Source organism: Ornithinimicrobium sufpigmenti, assembly GCF_004322775.1.
In the GTDB taxonomy this organism is placed as follows: domain Bacteria; phylum Actinomycetota; class Actinomycetes; order Actinomycetales; family Dermatophilaceae; genus Ornithinicoccus; species Ornithinicoccus sufpigmenti.
The window spans coordinates 3,582,911-3,609,333 of record NZ_CP036403.1; the positions used below are offsets into that span (position 1 = coordinate 3,582,911).

Sequence of the window (26,423 nt, forward strand, 5' to 3'; positions counted from 1 at the left end):
CAGGGACGCTGCGGTGCGGCACGCGGCTGGGGTCGTTCGAGTTGCGCGTGCCGGCGCCACCACTAGCGTCGACGCCACGAGCCCATCCCGACGAAGGGTTGATCATGAAGATCGACAAGGCGCAGATCATCGACTTGCTGAAGTCTCAGGGCGACCAGGACAAGGCAGGGCAGGCCGAGTCCGAGCTGCCCGACCAGGTCGACACGGACCAGCACTCCAACCTCCTGGAGAAGCTCGGCATCAACCCGCGGGACCTGCTCGGCAAGCTGGGTGGGCTGGGCGGGCTGGGCGGCTGAGCTAGCCGAGCGTCGACCCTCAGTTCCCAGCGGGCGGAACCAGGCGGGCGAGGGCATCGTGCAGCACCTGCGCCGTCTCCCCCCACCCCGGTAGCACGTCCCGCCGCCTCAGCGCGTCGGAGCGCCATGCGGTCCGGGTCGCCTCGTCGGCGAGCCACTCCCGCAGCACCTCGGTGAGCTGGTCGGGGTCGTCCACATCGACGGCGGCGCCCGGGCTCCCACCACGCCAGGTCAGCGCCTCCTCGGCCCCCGTCCCCCGGTTCACGACCGCCGGTATGCCGCGTGCGTGCGCCTCGCTGACGACCATCCCCCACGTCTCGCTGCGGGACGGGTGCACGAGCAGATCCGTCCGGGCCCAGGCCTCGTCGAGCGCAGCGCCGTCAAGGGGGCCGGACCAGGTGATTCGCTCCTCCAGACCGAGGTCGTGCGCGGTGCCGCTCAGTCGTTCCGCGAAGGCGTGGTCGGGCGCGGGACCGGCGACGGTCAACGTCCACCTGAGGTCCCGAAGTCTCGCGAGCGCCGCCAGGAGTGCCGCGTGGTTCTTCACCGGGGTGAGGGCACCCAGGGTCAGCAGGTGTGGGGTCGACCCACCGCCCGGTTCACTGCTGCCTGGTGCGACGAGGGCCGGGTCCACCCCCGGCCGGGCGACGACGACCTCCTCGATCCCGTAGTGCGCACGAAGATCGCTGGCCGACCATGCGCTGGTCGTCGCCACCAGGTCGGCGGCCCGCAGAGCCCGGTGCTCCAGAGCGTCCAGCTCCTCCGCCACCGCACCCTGCGCGCCCGACCCCGCCGAGAGCGTGGAGTGCACCAGGACGCCGGTGACGCGCACCTGGGCGCTCGCCTCGATGAGCTCCGGCACCGCGCTCCCCACCAGGCCGTCGATGAGGACCGGCCCCCTGCCCAGCCCCGCGAGCAGGCGGGCCAGGCTGGCCCGGTCCGCGTCGGCGGGGCGGGGCCAGGCACCGGGGGCACGGCATACCCGCAGGTCGTCCGGCCAGTGGGCGGCCACCCGCGCGTCGTAGACGTCCCCGCCGCTCGGGGCGGCGGAGTCGCGGTCGGGGACGACGAGGGTGGTCCTCACGCGGTGGTGCCGAGCTCCCGCCGGTAGGAGGCCCAGGCGTCCGGGTGCTCACGCAGGGTGACGGTCAGCGCGGTGAGGCCCTCGGTGTCGACCGACACGGCGAGCTCGTCGGCGATCCAGCGGCAGAGGAACTCCGTGGTGGTCACCTGACCGGCGAGCTCGGGGACCTCGTCGAGGTTGCGGTAGCGCAGCCGGCCGAGGATCTCGGCGAGGGACTCGGTGGCCGCCCCGATGTCGACGACGACGTTGTGCTCGTCGAGCTCGGGCCGCTCCCAGGTGGTCTCCACGACGTAGGTCGCGCCGTGCAGCCCCTGCGCCGGTCCGAAGAACGGGTCGGGCAGGGAGTGGGCCACCATGACGTGGTCGCGGACGGTGAGGGTGAACATGGGTCTCCTGTCGGTATGCGGTGCGGTGGGACGGTGTCGCGGGGTCAGTCAGGCGCGTCAGCCTGGTGGGCCTCGTCAGTCTGGTCGGTCGCGTCGGGGTAGCGGACGAGGTGGCACAGCCCCGGCTCCCCCGCCGCCAGCCGCCGCATGAGGCCGGGGAGCTCCTCGAACGGTGTGGGCCCGGCGAGCAGGTGGTCGAGGGCGGGGTTGCGGGCGGCGCGGAGCGCGACCTGCATGCGGTCGGCGTAGTCGCGGGCGGGGCGGTGCGGGCTGACCCTGCTCACCTGGCTGGCGCGGATCGCCAGCCGTTGCGTGTGGAAGGTGGTGCCGAGCGCGACGGTGACGGGGGTGGTGCCGTACCAGGACAGCTCGACGACCTCCCCCTCCCGGCCCAGCAGCCCCAGCGCGGTCTGCAGTCCGGCCTGGGTGGCGGAGGCGTGGAAGACCACGTCGCAGTCACGGCTGGCGTGCTCGGGTGCGACCCCCGTGGCGCCCAGCTCCCCCGCCAGGGCTCGCCGGGCGGGGTCGGTCTCGACCAGCTCCAGGCGGTTGAGCGGGAGCTGCCCGAGCAGCGCGGTGACGCTGGCGCCGACCATGCCGGCACCGACGACGGCGACCCGGTCGCCGTAGAGCGGCCGGCCGTCCCAGAGCGCGTTGACCGCGGTCTCGAGCGTGCCGAGCAGCACGGCCCGCTCGTCGGGGACGTCGTCGGGGAGGGCGGTGAGCGCGGTGACGGGCACGACATACCGGTCCTGGTGGGGGTGCAGGCAGAAGACGCGGCGGCCCACCCACTCCGGCTCGCCGTCCTCGACGACGCCGACGGAGAGGTAGCCGTGCTTGACCGGGCCGGGCAGCTCGCCCTCCTCGAACGGTCCCGCGACCTGGTCGGCCACCTCCGGGGGCACCTCGCCGCGGTGCACGAGCAGCTCGGTACCGCGGCTGACCCCGGAGACGACGGCGCGCACGAGGGCCTCGCCGGGGCCGGGCGGGGCGAGCGGCTGGGTGCGGATCTCGCCGGTGCCGGGGCCGACGGTCCAGTACGCGCGTGCCTGCATCAGGCCATTCTCACCAGCGGTGATGCATCGTGTCCGACCGGGTCGGTGCAGGTCCGGGCATGAGGGGGGTATGGCGTGGGCCGAGCGACGCCGTCGAGCAGGTGCGACGTCAGCGCGCTGCGCTGGGGAAGGCGTCGCGGTAGGAGCGCCAGGTCCCGGCCGGTGTCGTGACGCTCTCGGCGCCGAGCATGGCCCGCACGATCGCCCGGGTGACGACCTCGCCGACGGCGTGCAGCATCTGGTGGAAGGTGGCTGGGTCCGGCGCCGTGCTCTGCGCGGTGGACAGGCCGAAGAGGGTGTCCCCGTCGAACATCGTGTGGATCGGGCTGACTGCCCGTGCCATCCCGTCGTGCCCTGAGCCCGCCAGCCGGGCGCACTGGGCCTTGGTCAGGGTCGCGTCGGTCGCGACGACGCCGATGGTCGTGGCGAGGGTGCGGGGCATGGCGCCGGCGGCATTCGCCTCGGCGGCGGCCCGGCGCGAGGCCTCCAGGTCCTCGGGGTGCGGTCGACCGGGCAGGGTGCCGTCCGGCCAGCCCGGTATGCCGTGGACGTCAGCCTCCAGCAGGTGCCGTGCGCCCCACATCTCACCGGTCGCGGGGTCGACCGCGGACCCGGCGGCGTTGACGACGACCAGGGCGGCGACGGTGACCGCGCCGCCGATCACGACGCTTGCCGAGCCGACACCGCCGCGCAGCCCGCCGGTCTGGGTGCCGGTGCCGGCTCCGACCGAGCCCTGCGCCAGCGCCGGGTGCTCGTCGGCTGCCTGGGCCTGCAGGGCGGCGGCACAGGCGGCCTCCCCGAAGTCGGCGCCGGGGAAGGTGCCGAAGTCCCCGCCGCGCCCCAGGTCGAAGACGACGGCGCCGGGCACGATCGGGACCACCTGGCCGGGTCCACCCATGGGGAAACCGCGCCCCTCGGCATACAGGTGGCGCATCACCCCGTCGGCGCTGGCCAGGCCGAACGCGGAGCCGCCGGTGAGGGTGACGGCGTGGACGCGCTCGACCATGTTGCGCGGGTCAAGCAGGTCGGTCTCGCGCGTGCCCGGCCCCCCGCCGCGCACGTCGACTCCCCCGACCGCACCCTCGGGTGGTGCGAGCACGACGGTGGTGCCGGTGAGCCACCCGTCGCCGGTGCGCTGGTGGTGGCCGACGGCCAGTCCGGTGACGTCGGCGAGGTCGTTGCGCGGGCCTGCGTTCCACGTGTCCATCCGGCCCATTGTGGCCGATCGGGTGATGGACCGTGGGGGCCTGGTGGGGAGCACTTTGGGAAAAAGCGCTGGTGAGCGGCCCTTGGGGATGCGAGCCAGGGGGGTGGGGGGCACGATGACCCGCATGACAGAGGACACGCGCGCTGCAGGCCTCGACCTGGATGACGATGCGGACTTCGAGCGTCGTGACCGACAGCTGACCCGGGTGGGGTGGATCCTGCTGACGGCCTTCGTGCTCGCCGCCTTCGTGGGGCTGCTGGGACCGGGCCCGTTGAGTGCCCGCACCCCGACCAGCGCCGACGGGGCGCTCGGCGTCGAGTACCACGCCATCGGCCACATCGAGGCCGACGACTCGATGTCCTTGCTGCTCGACGCGTCGACCGTCGAGGGCGACACACCGTCACCGTCGAGATGACGGGGAGCTGGTTCGCCGGGACGGATCTCACCACCGTGTCCCCCACGCCCGCCGCGGAGCTCCTGGTCCCCGGCGGCGCGGTCCTGGAGTTCGACATCGAGCGACCCGGCGACCTCGAGGTGATCCTGCACTTCCGCGCCAAGGAGCTCGGCCCGCTGGAGCTGACCGTCGCGAGCGGCGACTCCTCGCTCACCGTGGACCAGTTCATCCTTCCCTGATCCCGCCACCGACCTGACCCTCTGTCCACCTGACTCGCTGCAGGCCAGATGCCCGCTCGACCCACCGCAGGCCGGATGCCTGCTCCAACCGCTGCAGGCCGAACGTCTGCGCCGACCTGAAAGGACCCCCATGGACGAGGTGCTCCGCACCATCGCGGTCTATCTGATCCTGCTGGTCGTCTTCCGCCTCACCGGCAAGCGCACGCTGGCCCAGGCGACCAGTTTTGATCTCGTCATCGTGCTGGTCGTCGGTGAGGCGACCGCCCAGGCACTGCTCGGCGAGGACTTCTCGGTGAGGCGGGCCGCGATCGTCATCGTCACGCTGGTGCTCCTCCAGCGCGGCAGCGACTACCTGGCGTGGAGGTCCAAGACCTTCGACCGGATCACCGAGGGCGCGCCGTCCCTGCTCATCTCCGACGGGGACGTGCTGGCCAAGGAGCTGGCCACCCACAAGCTGCGCGAGAGCGACATCATGGAGGCCGCCCGGGACAAGCACGGCCTGGAGCGGATGGACCAGATCAAGTGGGCGGTGCTGGAGAAGTCCGGCGACATCACCGTGGTGCCGCGCGAGGAGGAGGCATCCGACGCAGGTGTGAAATCGGTGTGACGCATCCGTCGCTGCGACGACGGATGCGTCACACCGTTCCGGCACAGGGGTGGGCTGCCGCGCCCAGCGGCGACGGAGGTGTCACACCGTTCCGGCACCGGGGGCCAGGCCTCGTCCCGGCAGACTCGCTACGAGGAGTCGCGCGCCCGGACTCCTGCCGCCAGGTCCTCCGTGGTCCGTCCGGCCAGCGCGCTGCGCAGGTCGGGGACGGCGGCCAGGAGGGAGCGGGTGTATGGGTGCTCCGGCGCGGCGAAGAGCTCCTCGGTGGGGGCGACCTCGACCACCTCGCCGTGCTGCATCACGGCGATCCGGTCGCAGGTGTGGCGCACCACCGACAGGTCGTGGGAGACGAAGATCAGGGTGAGGTCGAAGCCGTCGACCACCTCGTCGATGAGGTTGAGCACCTGGGCGCGGACCGACACGTCCAGCGCGGAGACCGGCTCGTCCGCGACGAGGATCGCCGGGTCGGGGGCGAGGGCGCGGGCGATCGAGATCCGCTGGCGCTGGCCACCGGAGAACTGGTGCGGGTAGCGGTCGACCATGTCCGCCGACAGCCCGACCCGCTCCAGCAGCTCGGCGACGCGCGCGGCGGAGCCTTCCCGGCGGCCCTGGGCCACCAGCGGTTCCGCGACGATCTCCCCCACCCGCATCCGCGGGTCGAGGCTGCTCATCGGGTCCTGGAAGACCAGCTGCACCGTCTGGCGGAGCCAGCCCAGCCGACGCCCGGGCTGGTCATGGACGGGCCGGCCCTCGACGTAGATCTCCCCGGCGGTGGGCTGGTCCAGCCCGCAGATCAGCCGCAGCAGGGTCGACTTGCCCGACCCGGACTCGCCGACGATCCCGAAGCGTTCGCCCCGCTCGATGCTGAGCGAGACGTCCCGCACCGCGTGCACGACGGGCGGCGACTCGCGCAAAGACGTCCGGGGTCGCCGGTACTGCCGGTCGACCCCGCGGAGCTCGACCGCCGGCGCCGCAGCCCGCGGTCCGGGACCCCGCGTCTCCTCAGCCATCGTCGACCCCCGCCGGGTGGAAGCAGGCGTACCCCGACGCGGTCTCCCCGGCCGGGTGGTGACCGCGAGGAGTCCAGGGCGGGCGGGTACGGCATACCTCGGTGGCGTGGGTGCAGCGGGTGCGGAAGACGCACCCTTCGGGGAAGCCGCCCGCCGGCGGCACGGTCCCCGGGATGGTGGGCAGGGCGGCCCGGGCGTGGCGGGCTCCGTCGGCGCAGGAGAGGTCGCTCGCCGCGATCAGGCCCTGGGTGTAGCGGTGCCGCGGGTCGGTGAAGATCTGCGCGACGGGACCGGCCTCGACGATGCGGCCGCCGTACATCACGAGCACCCGCTCGCAGACCGTGGCCACCACCGCCAGGTCGTGGGTGATGAAGAGCATCGCCGCGTCGCGCGCCTGCACCCCGCGCACGACGAGGTCGAGCACGGTGGCCTGCACGGTGACGTCGAGCGCGGTCGTCGGCTCGTCGCAGATGAGCAGCGCCGGGTCGTTGGCGAGGGCGATGGCGAGCACGACCCGCTGGCGCTGACCACCGGACAGCTCGTGCGGGTAGGCGCGAAAGATGTGGGCGGGTTCGGGCAGACCGACCTGGTCGAGCAGCTCGACCGCCCGCTGCCGGGCCTCGGTCCGCGAGCGCGTGCCGTGGATGGTCATCACCTCGGCGACCTGGGCCCCGACCCGCATCGTGGGGTTGAGCGCGGTCATCGGCTCCTGGAAGACCATCGACATCGCGTCGCCGCGCAGCTTGGCCATCTCCCGCTCGCCGACCGTGAGCAGGTTGCGCGTGGCGGGGGTGCGCCCGCACAGCCGCACGTCGCCCTCGGCGTGCAGGCCCTCCCCCAGCAGCCCCATGACCGCCAGCGCGGTCAACGACTTGCCGGACCCGGACTCACCGATCAGCCCGACCCGTTCGCCGCGCCGGATCGTGAAGGTCACGTCGTGCAGCAGAGGGGTATGCGGCGTGCCGACGTCCAGCCCGCTCACCTCCAGCACGGGCGGGGCGTCTGCTCGCTCGGCGGTCGGCGAGGTGCTCACCGTGGTCACCGGCGTGCCTCCTCTGGCGCTGGGCTGGCTGGACAGCGCTCAGAGTAGTCGGCGCGCCTGCTACTTCGGCGGCAGTGCCCGCGCCGTCGCCGTCCCACGGTCGACGACGGCGCACAGCTCGTCCGCTGTGGTCAGCCCGGCCGTATCGACGTGCAGCCATCCGGTCATCACCCGGTCCCCCATGACCTGCTCCCGCACGTGGCCGCCGACCTGCGCCTCGCCCGTGCCCGGCTCGATGCGGAACATGAGGCCGTCCTCGCCCACCGCCACGGCCATGTGGTCCGCGAGCAGGAACGCCAGACCGCCGAACATCTTCTTCTCGGTGACGTCGGCCTCGTCCCGCAGCAGGTCACGGACCCGCTGGGCCAGCTCCTCGTCATACGCCATGGAGGGAGTATGCCGCGCGCGCCGGCCCTGCGCTCACCCTCGCCGGGCGACGGCGAGCAGGTGTGGGCTGGCCTCGGCGACTGCGTCACGGTGGGCGGCGATCCGTGCGGGGTCCTCGCCTGCGCTTGTGGTCAGGACGGCGTCCAACCGGTCGGAGACCCGGTGGCAAGTTCCTGCAGCTCGGGGTCGTCGGCGACCGCTCCAGCGCACCGACGTGGGGCCCCTCGACCCCGTGCACCTCGACTTCCTCGAAGCCGGCCTCCTCCACCTCGGCGCGCAGCTCGGCCACGGTGTGGAAGTGCCCGCCGGGGAAGCCGCCCGCGGTGCTGGCCCACTCCCCGGTCCGCAGGATGTGCAGGTCGGCGGTGCCGAGGGCCTCGAAGCCGCTCCTCGTCGCGGCCTCGGCGAAGGCGGTCAGCCGGCCGATGCCCTGGGCGAAGAGCAGTCCGCCAGGGACCAGGACCCGTCGCGCCTCCGCGAGCGCCCGCAGGCGGTGCTGCCTGCTGATCAGGTGGTACAGCGGGCCGAGCAGGAGCACCGCGTCGAGGGACCCGTCGTCATGGCACAGGTCGCGCGCATCACCGACGGAACGGGTCGTGATCCTGGTGTCCTCGTCGACGTGGTCGGCGTAGTAGGACAGGATCGCCGCGTCCAGCACATCCTGGGCCGGCACGGTGGCGTCGTCGCCGCTCCCGAGCGAGGTCGCGCCCTCGTCAACGCCTCCGGGTGAGGCGGACGTCATACCCCGTCGCCGGGCGCCTGGCCCAGATGCTCGCGCACCCGGTCGACCTTGCCCTGCAGCTGCCCGGTGAAGCCGGGGCGCAGGTCGGCCTTGAGGACCAGGGAGACGCGGGGGCCGTGCGCGGCGACGGCGTCGCAGGCGGCCTTGATCACCGGCATGACCTCGTCCCACTCACCCTCGATGGTGGTGAACATGGAGGTCAGCTCGTAGGGCAGCCCGGAGTCCTGGACCACCTTGATGGCGTCGGCGACGGCCGCGCTGACCGAGCCGGACTCGTCGGAGGCGGAGGGGGCGACGGAGAAGGCGAAGAGCATGGGTCCACCGTATGCGGTCCTCGAGGCCGCGGGTCAGACTGAGGCCATGGACCTGCGCATCTTCACCGAGCCCCAGCAGGGGGCGACCTACGACGACCAGCTCCGCCTCGCGCGGACCGCGGAGGACAGCGGCTTCGGCGCCTTCTTCCGCTCCGACCACTTCGTCGCGATGGGCCGGGAAGGCCTGCCGGGTCCGACCGACTCGTGGGTGACGCTGGGAGCGCTGGCCCGCGAGACGAGCACGATCCGGCTGGGGACGCTAGTCACCTCGGTCACCTTCCGGCACCCGGCGCTGCTCGGCGTCAGCGTGGCCCAGGTCGACCAGATGAGCGGTGGGCGGGTCGAGCTGGGGCTGGGCGCAGGGTGGTTCGAGGCCGAGCACGCGGCGTATGGCGTGCCCTTCCCCGACGCGCGGGGCCGGTTCGACCTGCTCGAGGACGCACTGGAGATCATCACCGGGATGTGGGCGACGCCGGAGGGGGAAAGGTTCAACCACGAGGGGAAGGTGGTGACGGTCAAGGACTCGCCAGCCCTGCCGAAGCCGGTGCAGCAGCCGCGGCCGCCGATCGTCATGGGCGGTGGTGGCAAGAAGCGCACGCCGGCGCTGGCGGCGCGGTTCGCCGACGAGTTCAACATGGCCTTCCCGACGATGGAGGCCACGGTCGCGCAGTTCGCGCGCGTCGACGACGCGTGCCGGGCGGTCGGGCGGGAGCCCTCGGAGCTGCTGCGCTCGGTGGCGCTGGTGGCGTGCGTCGGCCGCGACGACGCGGAGGTCCGCCGTCGGGCGGACGCGATCGGACGGGACGTCGACGAGCTGCGGGCCAGCGGTCTGGCCGGGACGCCCGCCGAGGTCGTCGAGCGGCTCGGGCAGTGGCGTGAGGAGACCGGGGCCGAGCAGTACTACCTGCAGATGCTCGACATCGGCGACCTCGGGCACACCGAGCTGGTGGCTGCCGAGGTGGTGCCCCAGCTGGGGTGAGCGCAGGTCGCGCGCTCGGTCGGCGCAGGTCGCGCGCTCGGTCGGCGCAGGTGGCGCGCTCGGTCGGCGCAGGTGGCGCGCTCGGTCGGTGCAGGTCGCGCGCTTGGTCGGGTGGGGCCGCGTCAGCGGTGCTGGAGCTTGGGGTCGAGCCAGTCGCGGAGGCCGTCGCCGAAGAGGTTGAAGCCGAGCACCGACAGGGCGATCGCGGCGCCGGGAATGAGTGCCAGGTGCGGCGCGGCGCGGAGGGTGGTCTGGGCCTCGTAGAGCATCCGGCCCCAGGAGGCCTGGCCGGTCGGGGTCCCGAGCCCGAGGTAGGCCAGGGCGGCCTCGGCCAGGATCGCGATCGCGAACGACACCGAGGCCTGGACGATGACCAGCCCGGCGACGTTGGGCAGGACGTGGCGCCAGGCGATCCCCCACGAGGAGCGACCGGCGGCCCGGGCGGCCACGACGTACTCCGTGCGCATCACGCCCAGGGCTCCCGAGCGGGTGACCCGCGCGAAGGCCGGGATCGTGGCGATCCCGATCGCGATCATCGCCACGCGGGTCGAGCCGCCGTAGAGCGCGGCGAACATGATCGCCAGCAGCAGCGCCGGGAACGCCAGCAGCACGTCGTTGCCGCGCATGACCAGCTGGCCGAGCCAGCCGGGGGACATCGCGGCCAGGATGCCGAGCGGCACGCCGACGACGGCGGCGACGCCCACGGCGACCAGACCGACATACAGGGTGGTGCGGGCGCCGACGAGGATCTGGGTCAGCACGTCCCGGCGCAGCCGGTCGGTGCCGAGCCAGTGCTCGGCGTTGGGGGTCTGGTAGGGGTCGACGGGCAGCACCCGCATCGGTGGGTAGGGCGTCCAGACGTAGGAGATCAGCGCGAGCACGACCACGGCGAGGACGATCGAGCCGCCGATGATCAGGGCGGGGTTGAGCCGGGCCAGCCGTCGGCGCCGCGACCCGGCCTGACCGGTCGGCTCCGCACCAGCACCGCCGGGCGGCCCGCCGGCAGCCCCGTCACCCACCGGGCCGGAGCGACCTGGGGTCGGCAGTCCCTGCAGCGCCTCGCTCATCGCGTCTTCAGCCTCGGGTCGATGAGCAGGTAGAGCACGTCCACCAGGAAGTTGATCACCAGCACGACGACGACCAGCACCATCACCACGGCCTGCACGGTGAGCAGCTCCCGCCTCGCGACCGAGTCCAGCAGCAGCGAGCCCAGCCCCGGGATGACGAAGACCCGCTCGATGACCACCGCCCCGATGAAGAGGGTGGCCAGCTGCAGGCCGAGGACGGTCACGACCGGCACGGCCGCGTTGCGCAGCCCGTGGCGCCGCAGCGCCGGCAGCGGCCGCAGCCCCTTGGCCCGCGCGGTCCTCAGGTAGTCCTCGCGCAGCACGTCCAGGACGGCCGAGCGGACATACCGGGCCAGCACCGCCGCCTGCACCAGCGCCAGCGAGATCGCCGGCAGGGTCAGCCGCTGCGCGAACCCGAGCGGGTCCTGCGCGGGCACCACCCAGCCGCCGGAGGGGAACCAGCCCAGCCGCACCGCGAAGACCGAGATGAGCAGGATGCCGGCCAGGAACGCCGGGACGGCGACCCCCACCTGCGACAGCGCCGAGACGACCACCCCGTCCGCGTGCCGGTGCCGCACCGCCATCCAGGTCCCGACCGGCACCGCGACCAGCACCGCCAGCACCATCGACGCCGCCACCAGCCACAGCGTCACCTGCAGCCGGTCGGCGATCTGCGGGCCGATCGCAGCGCGCGAGATGAACTCCACCCCGGGGTCGAGGGTGAGCAGCCCGCGCATCCAGTCCAGGTACTGCACCAGCACCGGTCGCTCCAGCCCGAACTGCTCCCGCAGCTGCGCGACCGCCCCCTCCGAGGCGTTGATCCCGAGCGCGATCCGCGCCGGGTCACCGGGCAGGACCCGCATGAAGCCGAAGACCAGCACCGACGCCACCAGCACGCTGGCCACCAGGACCAGGGCGCGGTTGAGCAGGCGCAGGAGCATTGGATCAGGGTATGCGGTGCCTTCCCGCCCACTCACCGCGATCAGGTATGCGGCGTCCCACCGCCCGGACCGCGATCAGGTATGCGGTGCCTCGCGCCCACCGACTGCTGCACCTGTGCACGGCATACCGCAGAATTCTGTGCACGGCCGCAGCATTCGGTGAGGTGGCCGTGCCGGGGCCGCATCACCAGGCGCCACCCTCCGGGGCGCGCGCCTCACTCCCGCGCGAGGTCCGCCAGCGGGAAGGAGTCGGTGAGCAGGTTCTCCGGAAGGCCGGTGATGTCGGGCTCGGCGACCATGAGGTTGGGCAGCAGGAAGAGGAAGTCGGCGGCGGCGTCCTCGCTGATCAGCCGAGCGGCCTGCGCCATCGCCTCGACCTGCTCCTCCTCGGTGCCGCTGTCCGCGGTCTCGAAGAGCGCCTGGATCTCCTCGGTGCCGTAGGTAGTGTAGTAGTCGGGGCTGCCGAAGACCGCGGCCATGTCGCGGGCCTCGACGTGGGCCACGATCGACAGGTCGTAGTCCTTGTTGGTGTAGACCGTCTCCAGCCAGGCCGAGGGGAACTCCAGCTCGTCGATGGTCACGTCGAGGCCGACCTCCTCCAGCATGGACTCCACGACCGTGCCGCAGGCGACGGCGTAGGGCAGGGTCGGGATCCGCAGCCGCAGCGTCGTGTCCTGCGCCCCGGCCTCCTCGACGAGCTCGCGGGCCCGGTCCTGGTCTAAGGGGTAGTCGCCGGTGCGGTCCTCGTACCAGGGGTCGGTCGGCGGGGCCATCGAGCCGATGAGGGTGCCCTTGCCGGCCCAGCAGGTGTCCATCAAGGTCTGGTGGTCGATGGCGTGCCGCACCGCCTGGCGCAGCCGCAGGTCGGACAGGGGGTTTCCCTCCTGCTGGTTCATCGACAGCACCACCTCGCCGTTCGTGGTGCCCTCCAGGATCTGGTAGGCCCCGCCCTCGAACTCGGCCAGCGCCTCGGGCGCCTGGACGGTGGACACGACGTCGATGGCGTCGGTGAGCATGGCGTTGTTCAGCGCGTTGCCGTCCCTGAAGTAGCGCATCTCGACGGTGCCGAAGTAGGGCGCGTCGCCGTGGTAGTCGTCGTTGCGGGTCAGGGTGATCGCCGACCCGCGGTCCCAGCGCTCGAAGACGTAGGGGCCGGTGCCGACCGGCTCGGTGGCCAGGTCGTCCACGCCCTCGGTGTCGAACATGGCCCCGACCAGCGTCGTCATCGAGAAGAGGAACTCGTTGCTGGGCCGCGACAGGGTCACGACGACGGTCGTGTCGTCGGGCGCCTCGACGGACTCGACCACGTCCAGCCGGCCCGCGAGGCCGTTGGTCCACGCGTCGGTGCTGACCCGCTCGATGCTGAACGCCGCGTCCTCGGCGGTGAACTCCGCACCGTCGGAGAAGGTCACCCCTTCCTTGAGGTGGAAGGTGTAGGTCGTGCGGTCCTCGCTGACCTCCCACGACTCGGCCAGGGCCGGCACGATCTCACCCTCGTCGATGGTCACCAGCGTCTCGTAGACGTTGTCCATCATCACCTGCGGGATGGCGGCGCCGCCGTTGGTGGTGAAGTCCAGGCTGGCCGGCTCGGCGACCAGGCCGACGCGGACCGTCTCGTCGGAGCCGCCCGGGGTGGTGTCTCCGCCGGTCCCGGTGGCGTCGACCCCGTCCCCGTCACCGCTCCCGGACCCGGTGCCCTCGCCAGCGCCCGAACCCGCCGTCGGCGTGGGGTCAGCGGTGCCCGAGCCGGCGCTGCACCCCGCCAGGAGCGCCGTGCTCGCCAGGGCGGCCGCAGCCAGCGTGCGGGCACGGGTCAACGTCGACGTCGCGGTCATGACGTGCATCTTGCTTCATCGGGCAGAACGGGTGCAATTTCGTCACTGAGAGGTCTGGAAACTACCGACGGGAAACTGATACTGTCGGTATCAGGTACTTTGGGTACACCCCTTCCGGGAAGAGAGGCCACCGTGGGTCACTACCGCAGCAACGTCCGCGACACCGAGTTCATGCTCTTCGACGTCCTGCAGCGCCAGGACGTGCTGGGCCGCGCGCCCTACGAGGAGGTGGACCTGGAGACCGCCCGGGAGGCGCTGCGTCAGGTCGCCGAGCTCGCCGAGGGTCCGCTGGCGGCCAGCTTCGAGGAGTCCGACCGCCAGCCGCCCGTGCTCGACCCGGCCACGGGCCAGGTGAGCATGCCGGAGAGCTTCGTGACCTCATACCGGACCTGGGTGGACAACGAGTGGTGGCGCCTGGAGGTCGACGAGTCACTCGGTGGCACGCCCGCTCCCCCGAGCCTGTCGTGGGCGCTGTCGGAGCTGGTGCTCGGCGCCAACCCGGCGGTGAAGATGTTCGCCGCCGGGTTCACCTTCGCCAACGTGCTGCACCGCCTCGGGACGCCGGAGCAGCAGCAGCTGGCCCAGTTGATCATCGACAAGCGCTGGGGCGCGACCATGGTGCTCACCGAGCCCGACGCAGGCTCCGACGTGGGCGCCGGCCGCGCCAAGGCGGTCGAGGCCGGTGACGGCAGCTGGCACCTGACCGGCGTCAAGCGCTTCATCACCAGCGGCATCGCGCCCTTCTACGACAACGTCGTCCACTTCGTGCTCGCCCGCCCCGAGGGCGCCGGCCCGGGCACCAAGGGCCTGAGCCTGTTCGTCGTCAGCGACCACCACATCGAGGACCTGGAGACCGGCGAGCTCGGCGAGCGCAACGGCGTCGAGGTGGCCAACATCGAGCACAAGATGGGGCTGAAGGTCTCGACGACCTGCGAGCTGCGCTTCGGTGAGGACGCCTCGCGCCCGGCCGTCGGCTACCTGCTCGGCGGGGTGCACGACGGCATCGCGCAGATGTTCCGGATCATCGAGTACGCCCGGATGCTCGTCGGCACCAAGGCCATCGCGACCCTGTCCACCGGCTACCTCAACGCCCTCGACTACGCCAAGGAGCGGGTGCAGGGCGCCGACCTGGCCAAGATGTCCGACAAGGCCTCGCCGCGGGTGACGATCACCCACCACCCGGACGTGCGCCGCTCGCTCATGCTGCAGAAGGCGTATGCCGAGGGGCTGCGCGCGCTCATGCTCTACACCGCCTCCATGCAGGACGAGGTGCACGCCGCCCAGGATCTCGACTCGGCCGAGGACATCAAGGATCCCGGTCAGCTCTCGGAGCAGGTCGCGATGGCCGCCCGGGTCAACGACCTGCTGCTGCCGCTGGTCAAGGGCTGCGGCTCGGAGCGCGCGTGGACGCTCCTCGGCACCGAGTCGCTGCAGACCTTCGGCGGCTCGGGCTTCCTGCAGGACTACCCGGTGGAGCAGTACGTCCGCGACGCCAAGATCGACTCCCTCTACGAGGGCACGACCGCGATCCAGGGCATGGACTTCTTCTTCCGCAAGATCGTGCGGGACAAGGGACAGGCGTTGGGGTATGTGGCCAAGCAGGTCATGGCCACCGTCTCCGGTCAGGAGGATGACGGGTTGGGACCGGTGCGCGAGGCCGTGGGCCGGGCGCTGGGCGAGGTCCAGCAGATGGTGGAGTTCATGACCGGCAGGGCGATGGCCGCCCAGGACGAGCCGACGCAGATCTACGCCGTCGGGCTGGGCACCACCCGCCTGCTCATGGCGGCCGGTGACCTGATGATCGGCTGGCTGCTGCTGCGGCAGGCCGAGGTCGCGGCGGGGCTGCTCGCGTCCGGGGAGAGCGGCGTCTCCGGTGCGGGTGACGACCAGGCCTACCTGCAGGGCAAGGTGGCGGCGGCGAAGTTCTTCGCGACCGAGGTGCTGCCCCGGTTGAGCGCCGACCGGCGGACGATCACCGCGGCCGACGTGGCGCTGATGGAGCTGCCGGAGGAGGCCTTCTAGTCACCGAGCACTCTCGGGGACAGCCTCTCGGAGGTCAGGCAGGGTGCTGCACGACAGACCACGTCGACAACGCTGTCTGTAGTGCAGGACGTTGCCTGACTTCCCGGTGGATCAGGTCTGGGCGCGTCAGCGGATGTCGTCGCGGCGGCGAATGTCACGGTCCTCGTGCCGGTCCACGACCTCGCGGTGGGTGGTGTTCGTGCGCTGCGTGTTCAGCACCAGGCCGACCAGCAGGGAGAGCACACCGCCGGCCAGCAGGATGTAGCCGATCGTGGTGACGTCGATGCCTTGGATGGTGTAGTCGACAGCGAAGGCAAGGATCGCGCCGACGACGAGCAGGAAGATACCCAGACCGATACCCATGGGACAGTCCTTTCGGTTGGTGTCCCTGAGCACAGTAGCGGCGACCGCGCGACGACGCCCCTCAGCGTGAGGCCAGACGTCCGGTCGGGGGCAGACCGTGTCGCCGGTCGCGAGCAGACCGTGTCGCCGGTCGGGGGCAGACCGTATCGCCGGTCGGGGTGGGAGGTCAGAGCCGCCGATCGGCCAGGACGGGGAACTTCTCGCGCGCCCTGGCCACCTCGGCGGGGTCGATCTGGACCGAGAGGATCTCCTGCTCGGTCCCGGCCTCGGCGAGCACCGTCCCCCACGGGTCGATGACCGCGCTGTGCCCGCCCATCTCCACCCCGGCATGCGTGCCGGCGGTGTTGCAGGCCAGCACGAAGCACTGGTCCTCGATCGCCCGCGCCCGGGCCAACAGCCGCCAGGCCTCGACCCGCGCCGCCGGCCACGCCGCAGGGATGAGGAAGAGCTGTGCGCCCAGGTCGAGCTGCGCGCGGTAGAGCTCGGGGAAGCGCAGGTCGTAGCACGTCGACAGGCCCACGGTCAGCGCGTCCGCCGGGGCCGGAAGGTCACCGATGACCAGCTCGGTGCCGGCCTCCATCAGCCGCGGCTCCCCCGACCCGAAGCCGAAGCGGTGAATCTTCCGGTACGTCGCGCACACCCGACCGTCCGGGCCGAGCACGACCGAGGTGTTGGACAGGTGGCGCCCCTCCTCGCCCGGCTCGGCGGTCCGCTCGACGACCGACCCGGTATGCAGCACCACGCCCGTCTCCTTGGCCGCCTCGGCCAGCGGCGCCAGGGCCGGCGGCCAGTCCGGCTCTGTGCCCTCGGTGCCTTCTGCAGCGCGGACGGTCTCGAGGTCCTGGCTGCGCTCCTGCCAGTCGTCGATGGCGAAGCCGCCGGCGCTCCAGAGCTCGGGCAGCACCACCAGGTCGTGGTCACGGCCCACCTCCCGGACCAGGTCCGCGGCCCTCGCGGCCCGCTCCTCGACGCTTTCCTCGCTGCCCTCGCCGTAGGCGAGCTGGATCAGCGCGATCCTCATCGCTGACTCCTCATCCCGTGGTCGAGCTGGGGCAAAGAACTCGTCATCGCTGGCTCCTCTCGTGCATGGCCTGCAGGCGGGCGTTGTAGGCCGCGAGCGCGGCATCGCCGTCACGGTCCGCCTGGCGGTCGGAGCGGACGCTCTCGCGGTCATCTCGCCGGATCCAGTCCACCGCGACCATCAGCACGATGATCACCGTGGGGATCTCCCCCACCCCCCAGGCGATGCCGCCGCCGAACTGCTGGTCGGCCAGCAGGTCATCGACCCACGGGACGTCGATGGTCTTGTAGAACTCCGGCGCCAGCAGCCAGGTGCCCTGCATCAGGGCCAGGCCGAAGAAGGCGTGGGCGGCCAGGGTGGCCAGCAGCACGATGAGCCGCAGCGGCGGCTCCCACTTCGGCGGCCCCGGGTCCCGGCCGACCATCGACCAGACGAAGGCGAAGCCGGACAGCGAGAAGTGGACCACCATGAAGATGTGTCCGGAGTGGGTCCGCATCGCCCAGTCCAGCATCCCCGTCCAGTAGAAGACGATGAGGCTGCCGAAGAAGATGGCCCCCGCCACGACCGGGTTGACGATGAACTTCGCCCACCCGGAGTGCACCACCGCGGTGAGCACCTCGCGGGGGCCGAGGGTGCGGTCGCGCCGGGCGGGCAGGGCCCGGTAGGCGAGGGTGATCCCCTGGGCCGGCACCAGCAGGATCGGCACGAGCATCATCAGCGCCATGTGCATGATCATGTGCTGGGAGAACATCACCCGCCCGTAGACCGCGGGGCCGCCGTTGGTGACCCAGATGAAGGCCACCCAGCCGAGCACCCACAGGATCGTCCGGCCGACCGGCCAGGCGTCGCCGCGCCGACGCAGCCTGGCGACACCGGCGAGGTAGAGCCCGATCGCGACCAGCGCGGTGAGCAGGAAGAGCCAGTTGACCTGCCAGGAGGTGAAGAGCCGGGCCCAGGTGAACGGCTCGGGCATGGGATAGCCGGTGAGCACGTAGGCCATGTCCCCGATCCGAGGCTCCGCACCGACCGGTGGCGGGGTGCGCCCGAGCACGGTGCCCAGCCCCATCGCGGTCCCCATCAGGACGACCTCGAGGGCAGCCAGCTTGGCGAAGGCCCGTGAGCGGCCCTCGTCACCGGCGACGATCGTGCGCCGCTGCACCAGGCCGAAGACGAACAGGCCGGCCAGCGCCGCCACCTTGAGCCAGATGACGACCCAGTAGGGGGTCACGAGGTCGGCGACCTCGTCGACGGTGAGCAGGGCGAAGAGCACACCGGAGAGCCCCACCGCGACGAAGCACCATGCGGCGAGGGTGGAGTAGCGCCGCAGCGCGTCCCCCAGGGCCGGACCCAGGACGGGCAGGAGCAGGGCGAGCGCCAGCAGCCCGCCGACCCACACGGTGATCCCGACCAGGTGGATGCCCAGCGAGGTGACGGCGGTCTCGTGGCCGTCGGTGCCGCTGGCGTGGCCGCTGAAGGCCAGCGGCATCAGCGCCAGCAGGGACAGCACGCTGGCCCAGGCCAGGGCGCCGCGGGTGCGGGCCAGGGCCGCGAACGGCACCAGGACGGCGACCATGACCGTCTCCAGCCCACGCAGCGCCATGACCTCAAGCGACATATTGCCCCACAGCTGGCTGAGGTAGCCGGGGGCCGAGGGCTGGATGCCGGCCAGGTCGCCGAAGCCGAGGACGAGGATCCCGAGCGCGCTGAGCGCCCAGAGGGCGGCGGACATCGAGGCGACCTTCGCGGCCGTGGCCCGCCGGGAGGTGGTCTTTCCCTCGCGGACCAGGAAGGCTGCGACCAGCAGCAGGCCGATCGTCAACGAGGCGGCGAGGTGGTGCACGACCCTCAGCAGCACCATCCCCCAGCGCACCACGGGGCCGGCATCGCCCAGCGCCAGCGGCTCCACGGCCCCGCTGAAGGCCGCCACAGGGATCGCCACCACCACCGCGGCGACGAGCGCGGCGACCGGGGCGGTCCAGGAGAGCGGGGGACGGTGCGGCATACCAGCAATGCTAGGTCTGATTTCTGCACGGCCCGGACCCCGTCGTGGGAAGGGCTGGCCGGCAGGCCCGATCAGGCGGAGAAGCGCGCCGGCGGTGCCACCCCACCCGTACGGGCGGGGCCCGTCCCCTGGATGGGCTTTTCGCCAGGACGTTTGCGAGACTGGGCAGGTCGAGTCGACGACGGTGCCGGCGTGGAGGGGGATTCCCCGGTACCCGTGGCCACGCCGTGCCCGCCTCCGCCCCGGCGCATCGCACGACGAAATCACGAAGAGAGAGAGCAATCATCATGCGTCGCACCTTCACCACCATCACCGCGCTCGGCGCCGTCCTCGCCCTCGCCGCGTGCAACGGCGACAGCACGGACGACACCGCGACCGACGAGGACACCGCCGCCGTCGAGACCACGGACGAGACGACCGACGAGACCACTGACGAGACGACGGACGCTGACACCGACACGGCCACCGCCGACGGCGAGGCGACCACCGCGGGCGCCGACGGGGCCGGCGCGACCGCAGGCGGCATGACCGACCCGGTCTGCGCGGAGTTCTTCCAGACCCAGGGCACCCCGCTGTCCGAGCGGGCCACCGCGCAGTTCGAGATCGTCGGCGCGGGTGACGACCTCGACCCGGTGTCCTTCTCCGAGGTCAACCTGCTCAACGGCCGCATCACCGACCTGGTCGAGGACGCCGAGGGCGAGCAGGCCGACCTGCTCACCCGCGTCAACGCCCCGTTCGACGAGGTCGTCCAGGCCGTCACCTCCGAGGACGCCGGCCTGGAGCCCGAGATCGCGATCCCGAGTGTCGACACCGCCGACGCCGAGGCCGCGCTGGAGGAGTTCGAGGCGTCCTGCGCCTGATCCGCCCCGGTGCCTGCGCCTGATCCGCCCCAGGCGTTGCGCCGTCGGTCAGTACCGTGAGGACCGCCCGCGAGCATGCTCGTTCATGCTCCCGGGCGGTCCTGTCGTTACTCTGGTCGGCATGGTCGTCCACCCCCCGCCACCCGCCGACGTCCCGTCCCTCATCGAGGCCTACCGCGAGGTGCTCGGCGGCCTCGTGGACACCTGCGACGGCCTGCGCCCCGCGGAGTGGGACCTGCCGACCGCGTGCGACGGGTGGACCGCGCGCGACCACCTCGCCCACGTCGTGCACCTCGAGGACCAGCTGACCGGCGGAGAGCACCCGATCAGCGGCTGGGCCGACGGCCCTCGCGGCGAGCAGGAGGCCATCGCGATCGGGCACCCGGAGCACGTGCGCAACTCCTTCGGCGTGTGGATCGAGGAGGGCGTCCGGGCCCGTGCGGAGCACTCCCCCGAGGACCTGCTCGCCGAGCTGCGCGGGCTGATCGAGGTCCGGGTGGCGCAGATGTACGATCCCGACCTCGAGCTGGACACCCCGGTCCGCTCGATCCGGGGCCGGCAGACGCCGTTCGGTGAGCTTGCGGTGCTGCGGCTCAGCGACGTCTGGGTGCACACCCAGGACATCCGCGACGTCGTGGACCGTCCCGGGCTGCTGGACTCCCCCGGCGCCGTGGTCTTCACCGCCGCCATCCTCGGCGCCCTGCCCGACGTCGTGGCCAAGCGGGTCGAGCCGCCGGCCGGGACCGTCGTCATCGTGGAGAGCACCGGCCCGGTCACCGGGCGCGGGGGCGTGCGCATCACCACCGACGCCGACGGCGAGTGCGTCGCCCACGAGCTCTTCACCGGCCACGTGGAGGAGCACGAGGAGGGCGACGCCCCCGCCGCCGAGGAGCAGCCGGAGGAGTCGGTGACCACGATCTCGATGTCGACCCACGAGCTCACCCGCCGCGCCGCGGGCCGACAGAGCACGGAGGAGACGCGCTACCACGTGCACGGCGACGAGGACCTGGCCCGCCGCGTCCTCGACGCGCTCGTCCTCACCCCGTGACCCGAGCCGGCGCGCAGGTGGTCGGCGACGGGATCGCGCCGGGTCAGCTGCAGACCAACCTGCTCGGGATCGCCCTGGGCGGCGGGGGTGCGCGCGGACTGTGCCACATCGGGGTATGGCGCGTGCTCCAGGAGCTGGACGTGCGCCCCGACCTGGTTTCCGGGACCAGCATGGGCGGTCTGGTCGGGGCGTTCATCGCGGCGGGCTACAGTGCCGAGGAGCTGGAGGAGATCACCGCCAGCGTCGGCTGGCTGAAGCTGATCGACTGGGGGCTGTCGGGGCGGCTGCTGTCGACCAAGGCCTACCGAGCCTTCCTGGAGGAGCACCTGCCGCCGACCTTCGAGGAGCTGGAGCTCCCGCTGGTGCTGACCACGACGGACGTGGTCGACGGGCAGATCCACTACCTGCGCTCCGGCGACCTGCACACCGCGATCCGGGCCACGACGGCATACCCGGGCCTGGTCGAGCCGGTGCCGCTGGGCGACGCGATCCTGGTCGACGGCGGCATCCTCAACCAGATCCCGGTCGACGGCGCGCTGTTCCTCGGCGCGCGGCGGGTGATCGCGGTCAACGCCACGGCGCTGGAGCCGCTGGAGCGGCCGAAGAACGTGGAGAAGGTGCTGCGGCGCCGCCCGGTGACCGGCGCGCTCAAGGAGGCGATGCGGGCCATCGACGTCATGCAGACCCAGCTGACGATGGCCCGGCTGTCGCTCTACCGCCCCGACGTGCTCATCGACCCGCCCATCCAGGGGGTGGACATCCAGGACTTCCACAAGGCCAAGGAAGCCATCGCTGCCGGTGACGAGGCGACCCGGGAGGCGGCCGACCGGATCCGGCGGCTCATCGCGGTCGAGTAGCGGCGCTGGACCCGGTCTGGCGGCTCCATCGCGGTCGAGTAGCGGCGCCTGGGCGGGTCGGCCGCGAGGGCGTGTCCTGTTGGTCCCTTTGGCGTGTTCTGTGCGTCCCTATGACGTGTTCGGTGGGTCCCTATGACGTGTTCTGTCGAGCTTTGTGGCGTGTCCTATCGGGGTGGCGAGGGCTGTACCAGGCGAGCCCTGCCACGAAGACCGCCACCACCAGCAGCGCCGTGCCCGCGACCCAGAGGCCGGGGCCCCACTCCACGCCGAGCTCCAGCCCCAGCCCGACGGCGGCGACCAGCAGCGCGGCCTGGCCCGCGAGCCGGGTGGCGCGGAACTGCGCCATCCGCTCGGCGTGGTCGGCCTCGCTGCCGCTGAGCAGCCGGGCGGCGGGTGCCAGCCGCCGGGTGACCGACTGCAGGACGGCATAACCCAGGAAGAACACCGCCCCGGCGATCGCGACCCGCGGGTTGCCCCGGGCGAAGCCGCCGACCAGCACGACTCCCGCGCCGAGGACGCACAGGGCGGTGAACAGGCGGTCCTTCAGGGCGGGGCGGGCCATGGGGTCAGGGTATGTGGTGCCTCGCCGCACCCCCAGCGCATGCCTGTGCGGGAACGGTGTGTCACATCCGTTGTCGCGACAACGGATGTGACACACCGTTTCGGCACCACGGTGCGCTCAGTCCCAGACCCGGCGCCTGGCCGCGCGGGAATGCGCGCGCTCAGCCCCAGACCATCGCCCTCGCGGGGTCCTCCAGGAGCCCCCCGAGGTCGGCGAGGAAGCGGGAGCCGAGCTCGCCGTCGATGAGGCGGTGGTCGAAGGAGACCGCGAGCTGGGTGACCCAGCGCGGCTCGATCCGCTCCTCCGCCCCCGTGCCGACGACCCACGGCATGCGGCGGACCGCGCCGAAGGCCACGATCGCGGACTCGCCGGGGTTGATGATCGGGGTGCCGGTGTCGACGCCGAAGACGCCCACGTTGGTGATCGTGATCGTGCCGCCGGACTGGTCTGCCGGCTGCGTCCGGCCGGCCTTGGCGGTGGCGACCAGGTCCTGCAGGGCCTCGGCCAGCTGGCGCAGGTCCATCAGGTCCGCGTCCTTGATGTTGGGCACGATGAGCCCGCGCGGGGTCGCCGCGGCGATCCCGAGGTTGACGTAGTTGCGGCGCACGATCTGCTGCGCCTGCTCGTCCCACACCGCGTTCATGCCCGGGTTGCGGCGCACCGCGATCGTCATCGCCTTGGCGAGGATCAGCAGCGGGCTGATCCGCAGGTCGGTCATGCCGTACGAGCGGTCCGCCTTCAGCCGCTCGACCAGCTCCATCGTGGCGCTGACGTCCACGGTGAGGAACTCGGTGACGTGCGGGGCGCTGAACTTCGAGCTCACCATCGCCTGGGCCATCATCTTGGTGACGCCCTTGACGTCGACCCGCTCCTCCCGCTCGCCACTGCGGTCGAGCTGCGGACGCTGGTAGGAAGCGGCCTGCGGCGCGCGGTTGCCCGAGTCTCCCCCGACAGCCGCTGGCGCAGCCGAGGGCGCCGCGTCGCCGGTGGCAGCGCCCTCACCGGCAGGGGCCGCGAGCTCGGCCGCGACGTGCTGCGCCGACGGCGAGGCAGCGCTCCCGGCCAGGTAGGCGTCGACGTCGGAGCGGCGGATCACGCCGTCCTCGCCGGCCGGGGTGACCTGGGTGAGGTCGACGCCGCGGTCCTTGGCGTACTTGCGCACCGGCGGGGTGGACCGCACCTTGCGCGGCCCGACGCTCTCGGCCTCCGCCTCCGCCTGGGCGGCCCCGCGGCGACGGCGACGGGTCGTGGAGCCCTCGATCGCGCCATACCCGACCAGCACCGCCTCCCGCTTGGTGCCCTCCTGCGCGGTCTCGCCACCCGCCGTGGCGGTGGGCACGAGGTCGTCGGAGGCGGCGGTCGCCGCGTCGGTGACGTCCTCGACGCTGGTCGTGCCGGACCCGCCACCACCTCGGCCGCCGTCGCCGTTGTCGATGACGATGATCGGGGTGCCGACCTCGACCTCGTCACCCTCCTGGGCGAGGATCTCGGTCACCGTGCCGGCCCACGGGATGGGCAGCTCGACCAGCGACTTGGCGGTCTCCACCTCGACCACGATGTCGTTGGTCTGCACGGTGTCGCCGACCGCCACCTTCCACTGGACGATGGTGGCCTCGACGAGACCTTCACCGGGGTCCGGAAGCTTGAACTCGGGCACGAGGTGCTCCTTGCGGGTTGTGCGCTGGTGCGGGGACGAACGGGGTATGCGGTGGCGCGGGCGCGGCGGTCCGGCTGCCGGTCAGTAGGCCATGACCGTCTCGACGGCGTGCAGGACGCGGTCGAGGTCGGGGAGGAAGACCTCTTCGTGGCGGCTGGGCGGGTAGGGGATGTTGTAGCCGCCGACCCGCAGGACCGGCGCCTCGAGGTGGTAGAAGCAGCGCTCCTGGACGTGCGCGGCCAGCTCGGCGGTGATGCTGGAGAAGGTCTGGGCCTCCGACAGCGCGATGCACCGGCCCGTCTTCCTCACCGAGGCCTCGATGACGTCGATGTCCAGCGGCGACAGCGAGCGCAGGTCGATGACCTCCAGCGACGGGCCGTCCTCCAGCTCGGCGGCCTGCGCCGCGGCGAGCGCGACCTTGACCGACGGGCCGTAGGTCAGCACGGTCACGTCCTGGCCCTCGGCGCGGACCACCGCCTCGTCGAAGCCGTAGGGCGCCTCGGCCAGGTCGGGCACCGAGCCGAGGTCGGCGAGGTCGAGCACGCCGCGCTCGTGGTAGCGGCGCTTGGGCTCGTAGAAGACGACCGGGTCGTCGCTGGCGATCGCCTGCTGCATCATCCAGTAGGCGTCGTCGGGGGTGGAGCAGGTGACCACCCGCAGGCCGGCGGTGTGCGCGAAGTAGGACTCGTTGGACTCGCTGTGGTGCTCGACCGCGCCGATGCCGCCGCCGTAGGGGATGCGGATGACCATCGGCAGCTTGAGCTTGCCCAGGGAGCGGTAGTGCATCTTGGCGACCTGGCTGACGATCTGGTCGAAGGCCGGGTAGACGAAGCCGTCGAACTGGATCTCGACCACGGGCCGGTAGCCGCGCAGGGCCAGCCCCACGGCGCTGCCCATGATCCCGGACTCGGCCAGCGGGGCGTCGATGACGCGGTCCTCGCCGAAGTCCTTCTGCAGGCCCTCGGTGATGCGGAAGACGCCGCCCAGCTTGCCGATGTCCTCGCCCATGAGCAGGACCTTGGGGTCGCGCTCCATGGCGGCGCGCATCCCGGCGTTGAGGGCCTTGGCGATCGTGGTCCTCTGGGCGGTGGCGGAGGTGGTGCTCGAGGTACTCATCAGGTCTGCGGTGTCCTTCCTCAGTCCTCGAACCCGGCCTGGTAGTCGGCGAAGGCCTGGGCCTCGCGCTTGACCAGGGGGTGCGGCTCGGCATACACGTGCTGGAACATCTCGGGGTGCGGCGGGTCGGGCATCGTCTGGCAGGCGTGCCGGATGCGCGCGGCCAGCTCGTCGGCCTCGGCCTCGATCTCGCTGATCCAGGCGTCGTCGACGATGCCCTCGGCGAGCAGGTACTTCGTCATCCGGTCGATCGGGTCCTTCTTCTTCCAGAGGTCCACCTCGGCCGAGATCCGGTACTTCGTCGGGTCGTCGGAGGTGGTGTGCGCGCCCATCCGGTAGGTGAACGCCTCGATGAGGGTCGGGCCCTGTCCGGACCGGGCACGCTCCAGGGCGGCGCGGGAGACGGCATACGAGGCCAGCACGTCGTTGCCGTCGACCCGCACGCCGGGGAAGCCGAAGCCGTCGGCGCGGCGGTAGGGCGGGATGACGAACTGCCGCTCGTTGGGCTCGGAGATCGCCCAGTGGTTGTTCTGCACGTAGAAGACGACCGGGGCGTTGGCGACCGCGGCGAAGACCAGCGCCTCGTTGAAGTCGCCCTGGGCGGTGCCGCCGTCGCCGGTGAACGCCATGACGGCGGTGTCGCGGTCGGTGTCACCGGTGGCGACGTCACCGTCGCGCTGCACACCCATGGCGTAGCCGACGGCGTGCAGCATCTGGTTGCCGATGACGATCGTGTAGAGGCCGAAGTTGTTCTCGCTCGAGTCCCACCCGCCGTGGTTGACCCCGCGGAACATGCCCAGCAGGTTCTCCGGCGCTACGCCCTTGCACCAGGCGACGCCGTGCTCGCGGTAGCCGGGGAAGGCGTAGTCCTGCTTGCGCATCGCGCGGCCCGGGCCGACCTGCGCCGCCTCCTGGCCGAGCAGGCTGGGCCACAGGCCGAGCTCACCCTGCCGCTGCAGGGCGAAGCCCTCGCTGTCGACCCGACGGACCAGGATCAGGTCGCGCAGCATCCCGCGCAGTGCGTCCTCGTCGAGCTCCTCGAGGTATGCGGCATACGGGCTGTTCACGTCGGTCACCGGGACCCGGGTCCCGTCGGCGGCGAGGAACTGGACCATGTCCGGCCCGCCGTCGGTGATGTCCCGCTCGGGCGGCTCGTGACTCTGGGAGCCGGGCGAGCTGTCGGGGCTGCTGCCCGGGGTCCCGCTGGGGGCGCCGGCCGCCTGGGCCGACACGACGTCCTCGTCGCTCACGCGCAAACTCCTTCTCGTCAGGCCGGCACCGGCGCAGGTGCTTCGTGCGGCCTAGCGGTACGGGGGTGGTTCCGGCGTCA

Annotated in this window: 28 protein-coding genes; 9 read left to right on the forward strand and 19 right to left on the reverse strand. The window is 72.1% G+C overall.

Going from position 1 to position 26,423, the window contains the following annotated elements:
- The first annotated feature begins 104 nt into the window (after positions 1-104).
- Positions 105-296, forward strand: a complete 192-nt coding sequence (locus tag ESZ52_RS16485; protein ID WP_131105874.1) for a hypothetical protein — start codon at positions 105-107, stop codon at positions 294-296.
- A 19-nt stretch (positions 297-315) separates the two neighbouring features.
- On the opposite strand, the gene ESZ52_RS16490 is transcribed toward ESZ52_RS16485, so the two are convergent.
- From ESZ52_RS16490 to ESZ52_RS16505, 4 genes are all read right to left on the reverse strand, one after another.
- Positions 316-1,380, reverse strand: a complete 1,065-nt coding sequence (locus tag ESZ52_RS16490; RefSeq protein WP_131105875.1) for a glycosyltransferase family 4 protein — start codon at positions 1,378-1,380, stop codon at positions 316-318.
- Positions 1,377-1,766: a 6-pyruvoyl trahydropterin synthase family protein gene (locus ESZ52_RS16495; RefSeq protein WP_131105876.1), complete on the reverse strand. Its 390-nt coding sequence runs from the start codon at positions 1,764-1,766 to the stop codon at positions 1,377-1,379. Before ESZ52_RS16495 ends, ESZ52_RS16490 begins: the two co-directional genes overlap by 4 nt.
- 44 nt (positions 1,767-1,810) lie before the next feature.
- On the reverse strand, positions 1,811-2,821 hold the full coding sequence (locus ESZ52_RS16500; RefSeq protein ID WP_131105877.1) for a zinc-dependent alcohol dehydrogenase: 1,011 nt from the start codon (positions 2,819-2,821) through the stop codon (positions 1,811-1,813).
- 109 nt (positions 2,822-2,930) lie between these two features.
- Complete coding sequence (locus tag ESZ52_RS16505) at positions 2,931-4,028, reverse strand: P1 family peptidase (RefSeq protein ID WP_131105878.1); 1,098 nt, start codon at positions 4,026-4,028, stop codon at positions 2,931-2,933.
- 124 nt (positions 4,029-4,152) lie between these two features.
- Between ESZ52_RS16505 and ESZ52_RS16510 the strand changes: the two genes are divergently transcribed.
- The 3 genes from ESZ52_RS16510 (at position 4,153) to ESZ52_RS16520 (ending at position 5,268) form a co-directional block, all read left to right on the forward strand.
- Positions 4,153-4,443 (forward strand): hypothetical protein, encoded by a 291-nt coding sequence (locus tag ESZ52_RS16510; protein WP_131105879.1) that lies wholly within the window; start codon positions 4,153-4,155, stop codon positions 4,441-4,443.
- On the forward strand, positions 4,440-4,661 hold the full coding sequence (locus tag ESZ52_RS16515) for a hypothetical protein (protein WP_131105880.1): 222 nt from the start codon (positions 4,440-4,442) through the stop codon (positions 4,659-4,661). Before ESZ52_RS16510 ends, ESZ52_RS16515 begins: the two co-directional genes overlap by 4 nt.
- A 130-nt stretch (positions 4,662-4,791) precedes the next feature.
- Positions 4,792-5,268 (forward strand): DUF421 domain-containing protein, encoded by a 477-nt coding sequence (locus tag ESZ52_RS16520; protein ID WP_131105881.1) that lies wholly within the window; start codon positions 4,792-4,794, stop codon positions 5,266-5,268.
- Between the two features lie 128 nt (positions 5,269-5,396).
- Here the strand turns inward: ESZ52_RS16520 and ESZ52_RS16525 are convergent, their stop codons facing one another.
- The 5 genes from ESZ52_RS16525 to ESZ52_RS16545 form a co-directional block, all read right to left on the reverse strand.
- Positions 5,397-6,278 carry an ATP-binding cassette domain-containing protein gene (locus ESZ52_RS16525; protein WP_131105882.1) on the reverse strand — a complete coding sequence of 294 codons (882 nt, stop codon included), beginning with the start codon at positions 6,276-6,278 and terminating at the stop codon, positions 5,397-5,399.
- A complete protein-coding gene (locus ESZ52_RS16530) occupies positions 6,271-7,320 on the reverse strand; it encodes an ABC transporter ATP-binding protein (RefSeq protein WP_337590176.1) in 1,050 nt (349 codons plus the stop codon). The genes ESZ52_RS16525 and ESZ52_RS16530 overlap by 8 nt, the downstream gene beginning before the upstream one ends.
- A gap of 60 nt (positions 7,321-7,380) precedes the next feature.
- Positions 7,381-7,707, reverse strand: a complete 327-nt coding sequence (locus tag ESZ52_RS16535; RefSeq protein WP_131105883.1) for a TfoX/Sxy family protein — start codon at positions 7,705-7,707, stop codon at positions 7,381-7,383.
- Positions 7,708-7,792: 85 nt separating this feature from the next.
- Positions 7,793-8,449: a class I SAM-dependent methyltransferase gene (locus ESZ52_RS16540; RefSeq protein ID WP_131105884.1), complete on the reverse strand. Its 657-nt coding sequence runs from the start codon at positions 8,447-8,449 to the stop codon at positions 7,793-7,795.
- A complete protein-coding gene (locus ESZ52_RS16545) occupies positions 8,446-8,763 on the reverse strand; it encodes an MTH1187 family thiamine-binding protein (protein ID WP_131105885.1) in 318 nt (105 codons plus the stop codon). The genes ESZ52_RS16540 and ESZ52_RS16545 overlap by 4 nt, the downstream gene beginning before the upstream one ends.
- 46 nt (positions 8,764-8,809) lie before the next feature.
- On the opposite strand from ESZ52_RS16545, the gene ESZ52_RS16550 reads away from it, so the two are divergent.
- Positions 8,810-9,742: an LLM class F420-dependent oxidoreductase gene (locus ESZ52_RS16550; protein ID WP_131105886.1), complete on the forward strand. Its 933-nt coding sequence runs from the start codon at positions 8,810-8,812 to the stop codon at positions 9,740-9,742.
- Between the two features lie 122 nt (positions 9,743-9,864).
- Here the strand turns inward: ESZ52_RS16550 and ESZ52_RS16555 are convergent, their stop codons facing one another.
- From ESZ52_RS16555 to ESZ52_RS16565, 3 genes are all read right to left on the reverse strand, one after another.
- Positions 9,865-10,809, reverse strand: coding sequence for an ABC transporter permease (locus ESZ52_RS16555; protein ID WP_238154637.1), 945 nt, complete (start codon positions 10,807-10,809; stop codon positions 9,865-9,867).
- The gene (locus ESZ52_RS16560; protein ID WP_131105887.1) at positions 10,806-11,750 is read right to left on the reverse strand and encodes an ABC transporter permease; all 945 of its coding nucleotides are present in this window, start codon (positions 11,748-11,750) and stop codon (positions 10,806-10,808) included. Before ESZ52_RS16560 ends, ESZ52_RS16555 begins: the two co-directional genes overlap by 4 nt.
- Before the next feature lie 215 nt (positions 11,751-11,965).
- A complete protein-coding gene (locus ESZ52_RS16565; protein WP_131105888.1) occupies positions 11,966-13,585 on the reverse strand; it encodes an ABC transporter substrate-binding protein in 1,620 nt (539 codons plus the stop codon).
- 132 nt (positions 13,586-13,717) lie between these two features.
- Here ESZ52_RS16565 and ESZ52_RS16570 point away from each other — a divergent pair, with 132 nt between their 5' ends.
- Positions 13,718-15,607 (forward strand): acyl-CoA dehydrogenase, encoded by a 1,890-nt coding sequence (locus ESZ52_RS16570; RefSeq protein ID WP_131105889.1) that lies wholly within the window; start codon positions 13,718-13,720, stop codon positions 15,605-15,607.
- Between the two features lie 126 nt (positions 15,608-15,733).
- Here the strand turns inward: ESZ52_RS16570 and ESZ52_RS16575 are convergent, their stop codons facing one another.
- From ESZ52_RS16575 to ESZ52_RS16585, 3 genes are all read right to left on the reverse strand, one after another.
- Positions 15,734-15,970 carry a DUF6458 family protein gene (locus ESZ52_RS16575; protein WP_131105890.1) on the reverse strand — a complete coding sequence of 79 codons (237 nt, stop codon included), beginning with the start codon at positions 15,968-15,970 and terminating at the stop codon, positions 15,734-15,736.
- Positions 15,971-16,136: 166 nt separating this feature from the next.
- Positions 16,137-16,991 (reverse strand): carbon-nitrogen family hydrolase, encoded by an 855-nt coding sequence (locus ESZ52_RS16580; protein ID WP_131105891.1) that lies wholly within the window; start codon positions 16,989-16,991, stop codon positions 16,137-16,139.
- Positions 16,992-17,034: 43 nt separating this feature from the next.
- The gene (locus tag ESZ52_RS16585; protein WP_131105892.1) at positions 17,035-18,993 is read right to left on the reverse strand and encodes a bifunctional copper resistance protein CopD/cytochrome c oxidase assembly protein; all 1,959 of its coding nucleotides are present in this window, start codon (positions 18,991-18,993) and stop codon (positions 17,035-17,037) included.
- A gap of 287 nt (positions 18,994-19,280) precedes the next feature.
- Between ESZ52_RS16585 and ESZ52_RS16590 the strand changes: the two genes are divergently transcribed.
- The 3 genes from ESZ52_RS16590 to ESZ52_RS16600 all read left to right on the forward strand — a co-directional run bounded on the left by ESZ52_RS16590 (position 19,281) and on the right by ESZ52_RS16600 (position 21,758).
- The gene (locus ESZ52_RS16590; RefSeq protein WP_131105893.1) at positions 19,281-19,853 is read left to right on the forward strand and encodes a hypothetical protein; all 573 of its coding nucleotides are present in this window, start codon (positions 19,281-19,283) and stop codon (positions 19,851-19,853) included.
- Positions 19,854-19,974: 121 nt separating this feature from the next.
- The gene (locus tag ESZ52_RS16595) at positions 19,975-20,901 is read left to right on the forward strand and encodes a maleylpyruvate isomerase family mycothiol-dependent enzyme (RefSeq protein ID WP_181010042.1); all 927 of its coding nucleotides are present in this window, start codon (positions 19,975-19,977) and stop codon (positions 20,899-20,901) included.
- Entirely contained in the window at positions 20,898-21,758 is an 861-nt protein-coding gene (locus ESZ52_RS16600) for a patatin-like phospholipase family protein (RefSeq protein ID WP_238154636.1), read from the forward strand. Before ESZ52_RS16595 ends, ESZ52_RS16600 begins: the two co-directional genes overlap by 4 nt.
- A gap of 130 nt (positions 21,759-21,888) precedes the next feature.
- Here the strand turns inward: ESZ52_RS16600 and ESZ52_RS16605 are convergent, their stop codons facing one another.
- The 4 genes from ESZ52_RS16605 to pdhA form a co-directional block, all read right to left on the reverse strand.
- Complete coding sequence (locus ESZ52_RS16605) at positions 21,889-22,320, reverse strand: hypothetical protein (RefSeq protein ID WP_131105895.1); 432 nt, start codon at positions 22,318-22,320, stop codon at positions 21,889-21,891.
- Positions 22,321-22,480: 160 nt separating this feature from the next.
- Positions 22,481-23,977 (reverse strand): dihydrolipoamide acetyltransferase family protein, encoded by a 1,497-nt coding sequence (locus tag ESZ52_RS16610; RefSeq protein WP_131105896.1) that lies wholly within the window; start codon positions 23,975-23,977, stop codon positions 22,481-22,483.
- 81 nt (positions 23,978-24,058) lie between these two features.
- On the reverse strand, positions 24,059-25,093 hold the full coding sequence (locus ESZ52_RS16615; RefSeq protein WP_131105897.1) for an alpha-ketoacid dehydrogenase subunit beta: 1,035 nt from the start codon (positions 25,091-25,093) through the stop codon (positions 24,059-24,061).
- A gap of 20 nt (positions 25,094-25,113) precedes the next feature.
- Positions 25,114-26,343 (reverse strand): pyruvate dehydrogenase (acetyl-transferring) E1 component subunit alpha, encoded by a 1,230-nt coding sequence (pdhA, locus tag ESZ52_RS16620; protein WP_425600024.1) that lies wholly within the window; start codon positions 26,341-26,343, stop codon positions 25,114-25,116.
- Positions 26,344-26,423 lie beyond the last annotated feature (80 nt).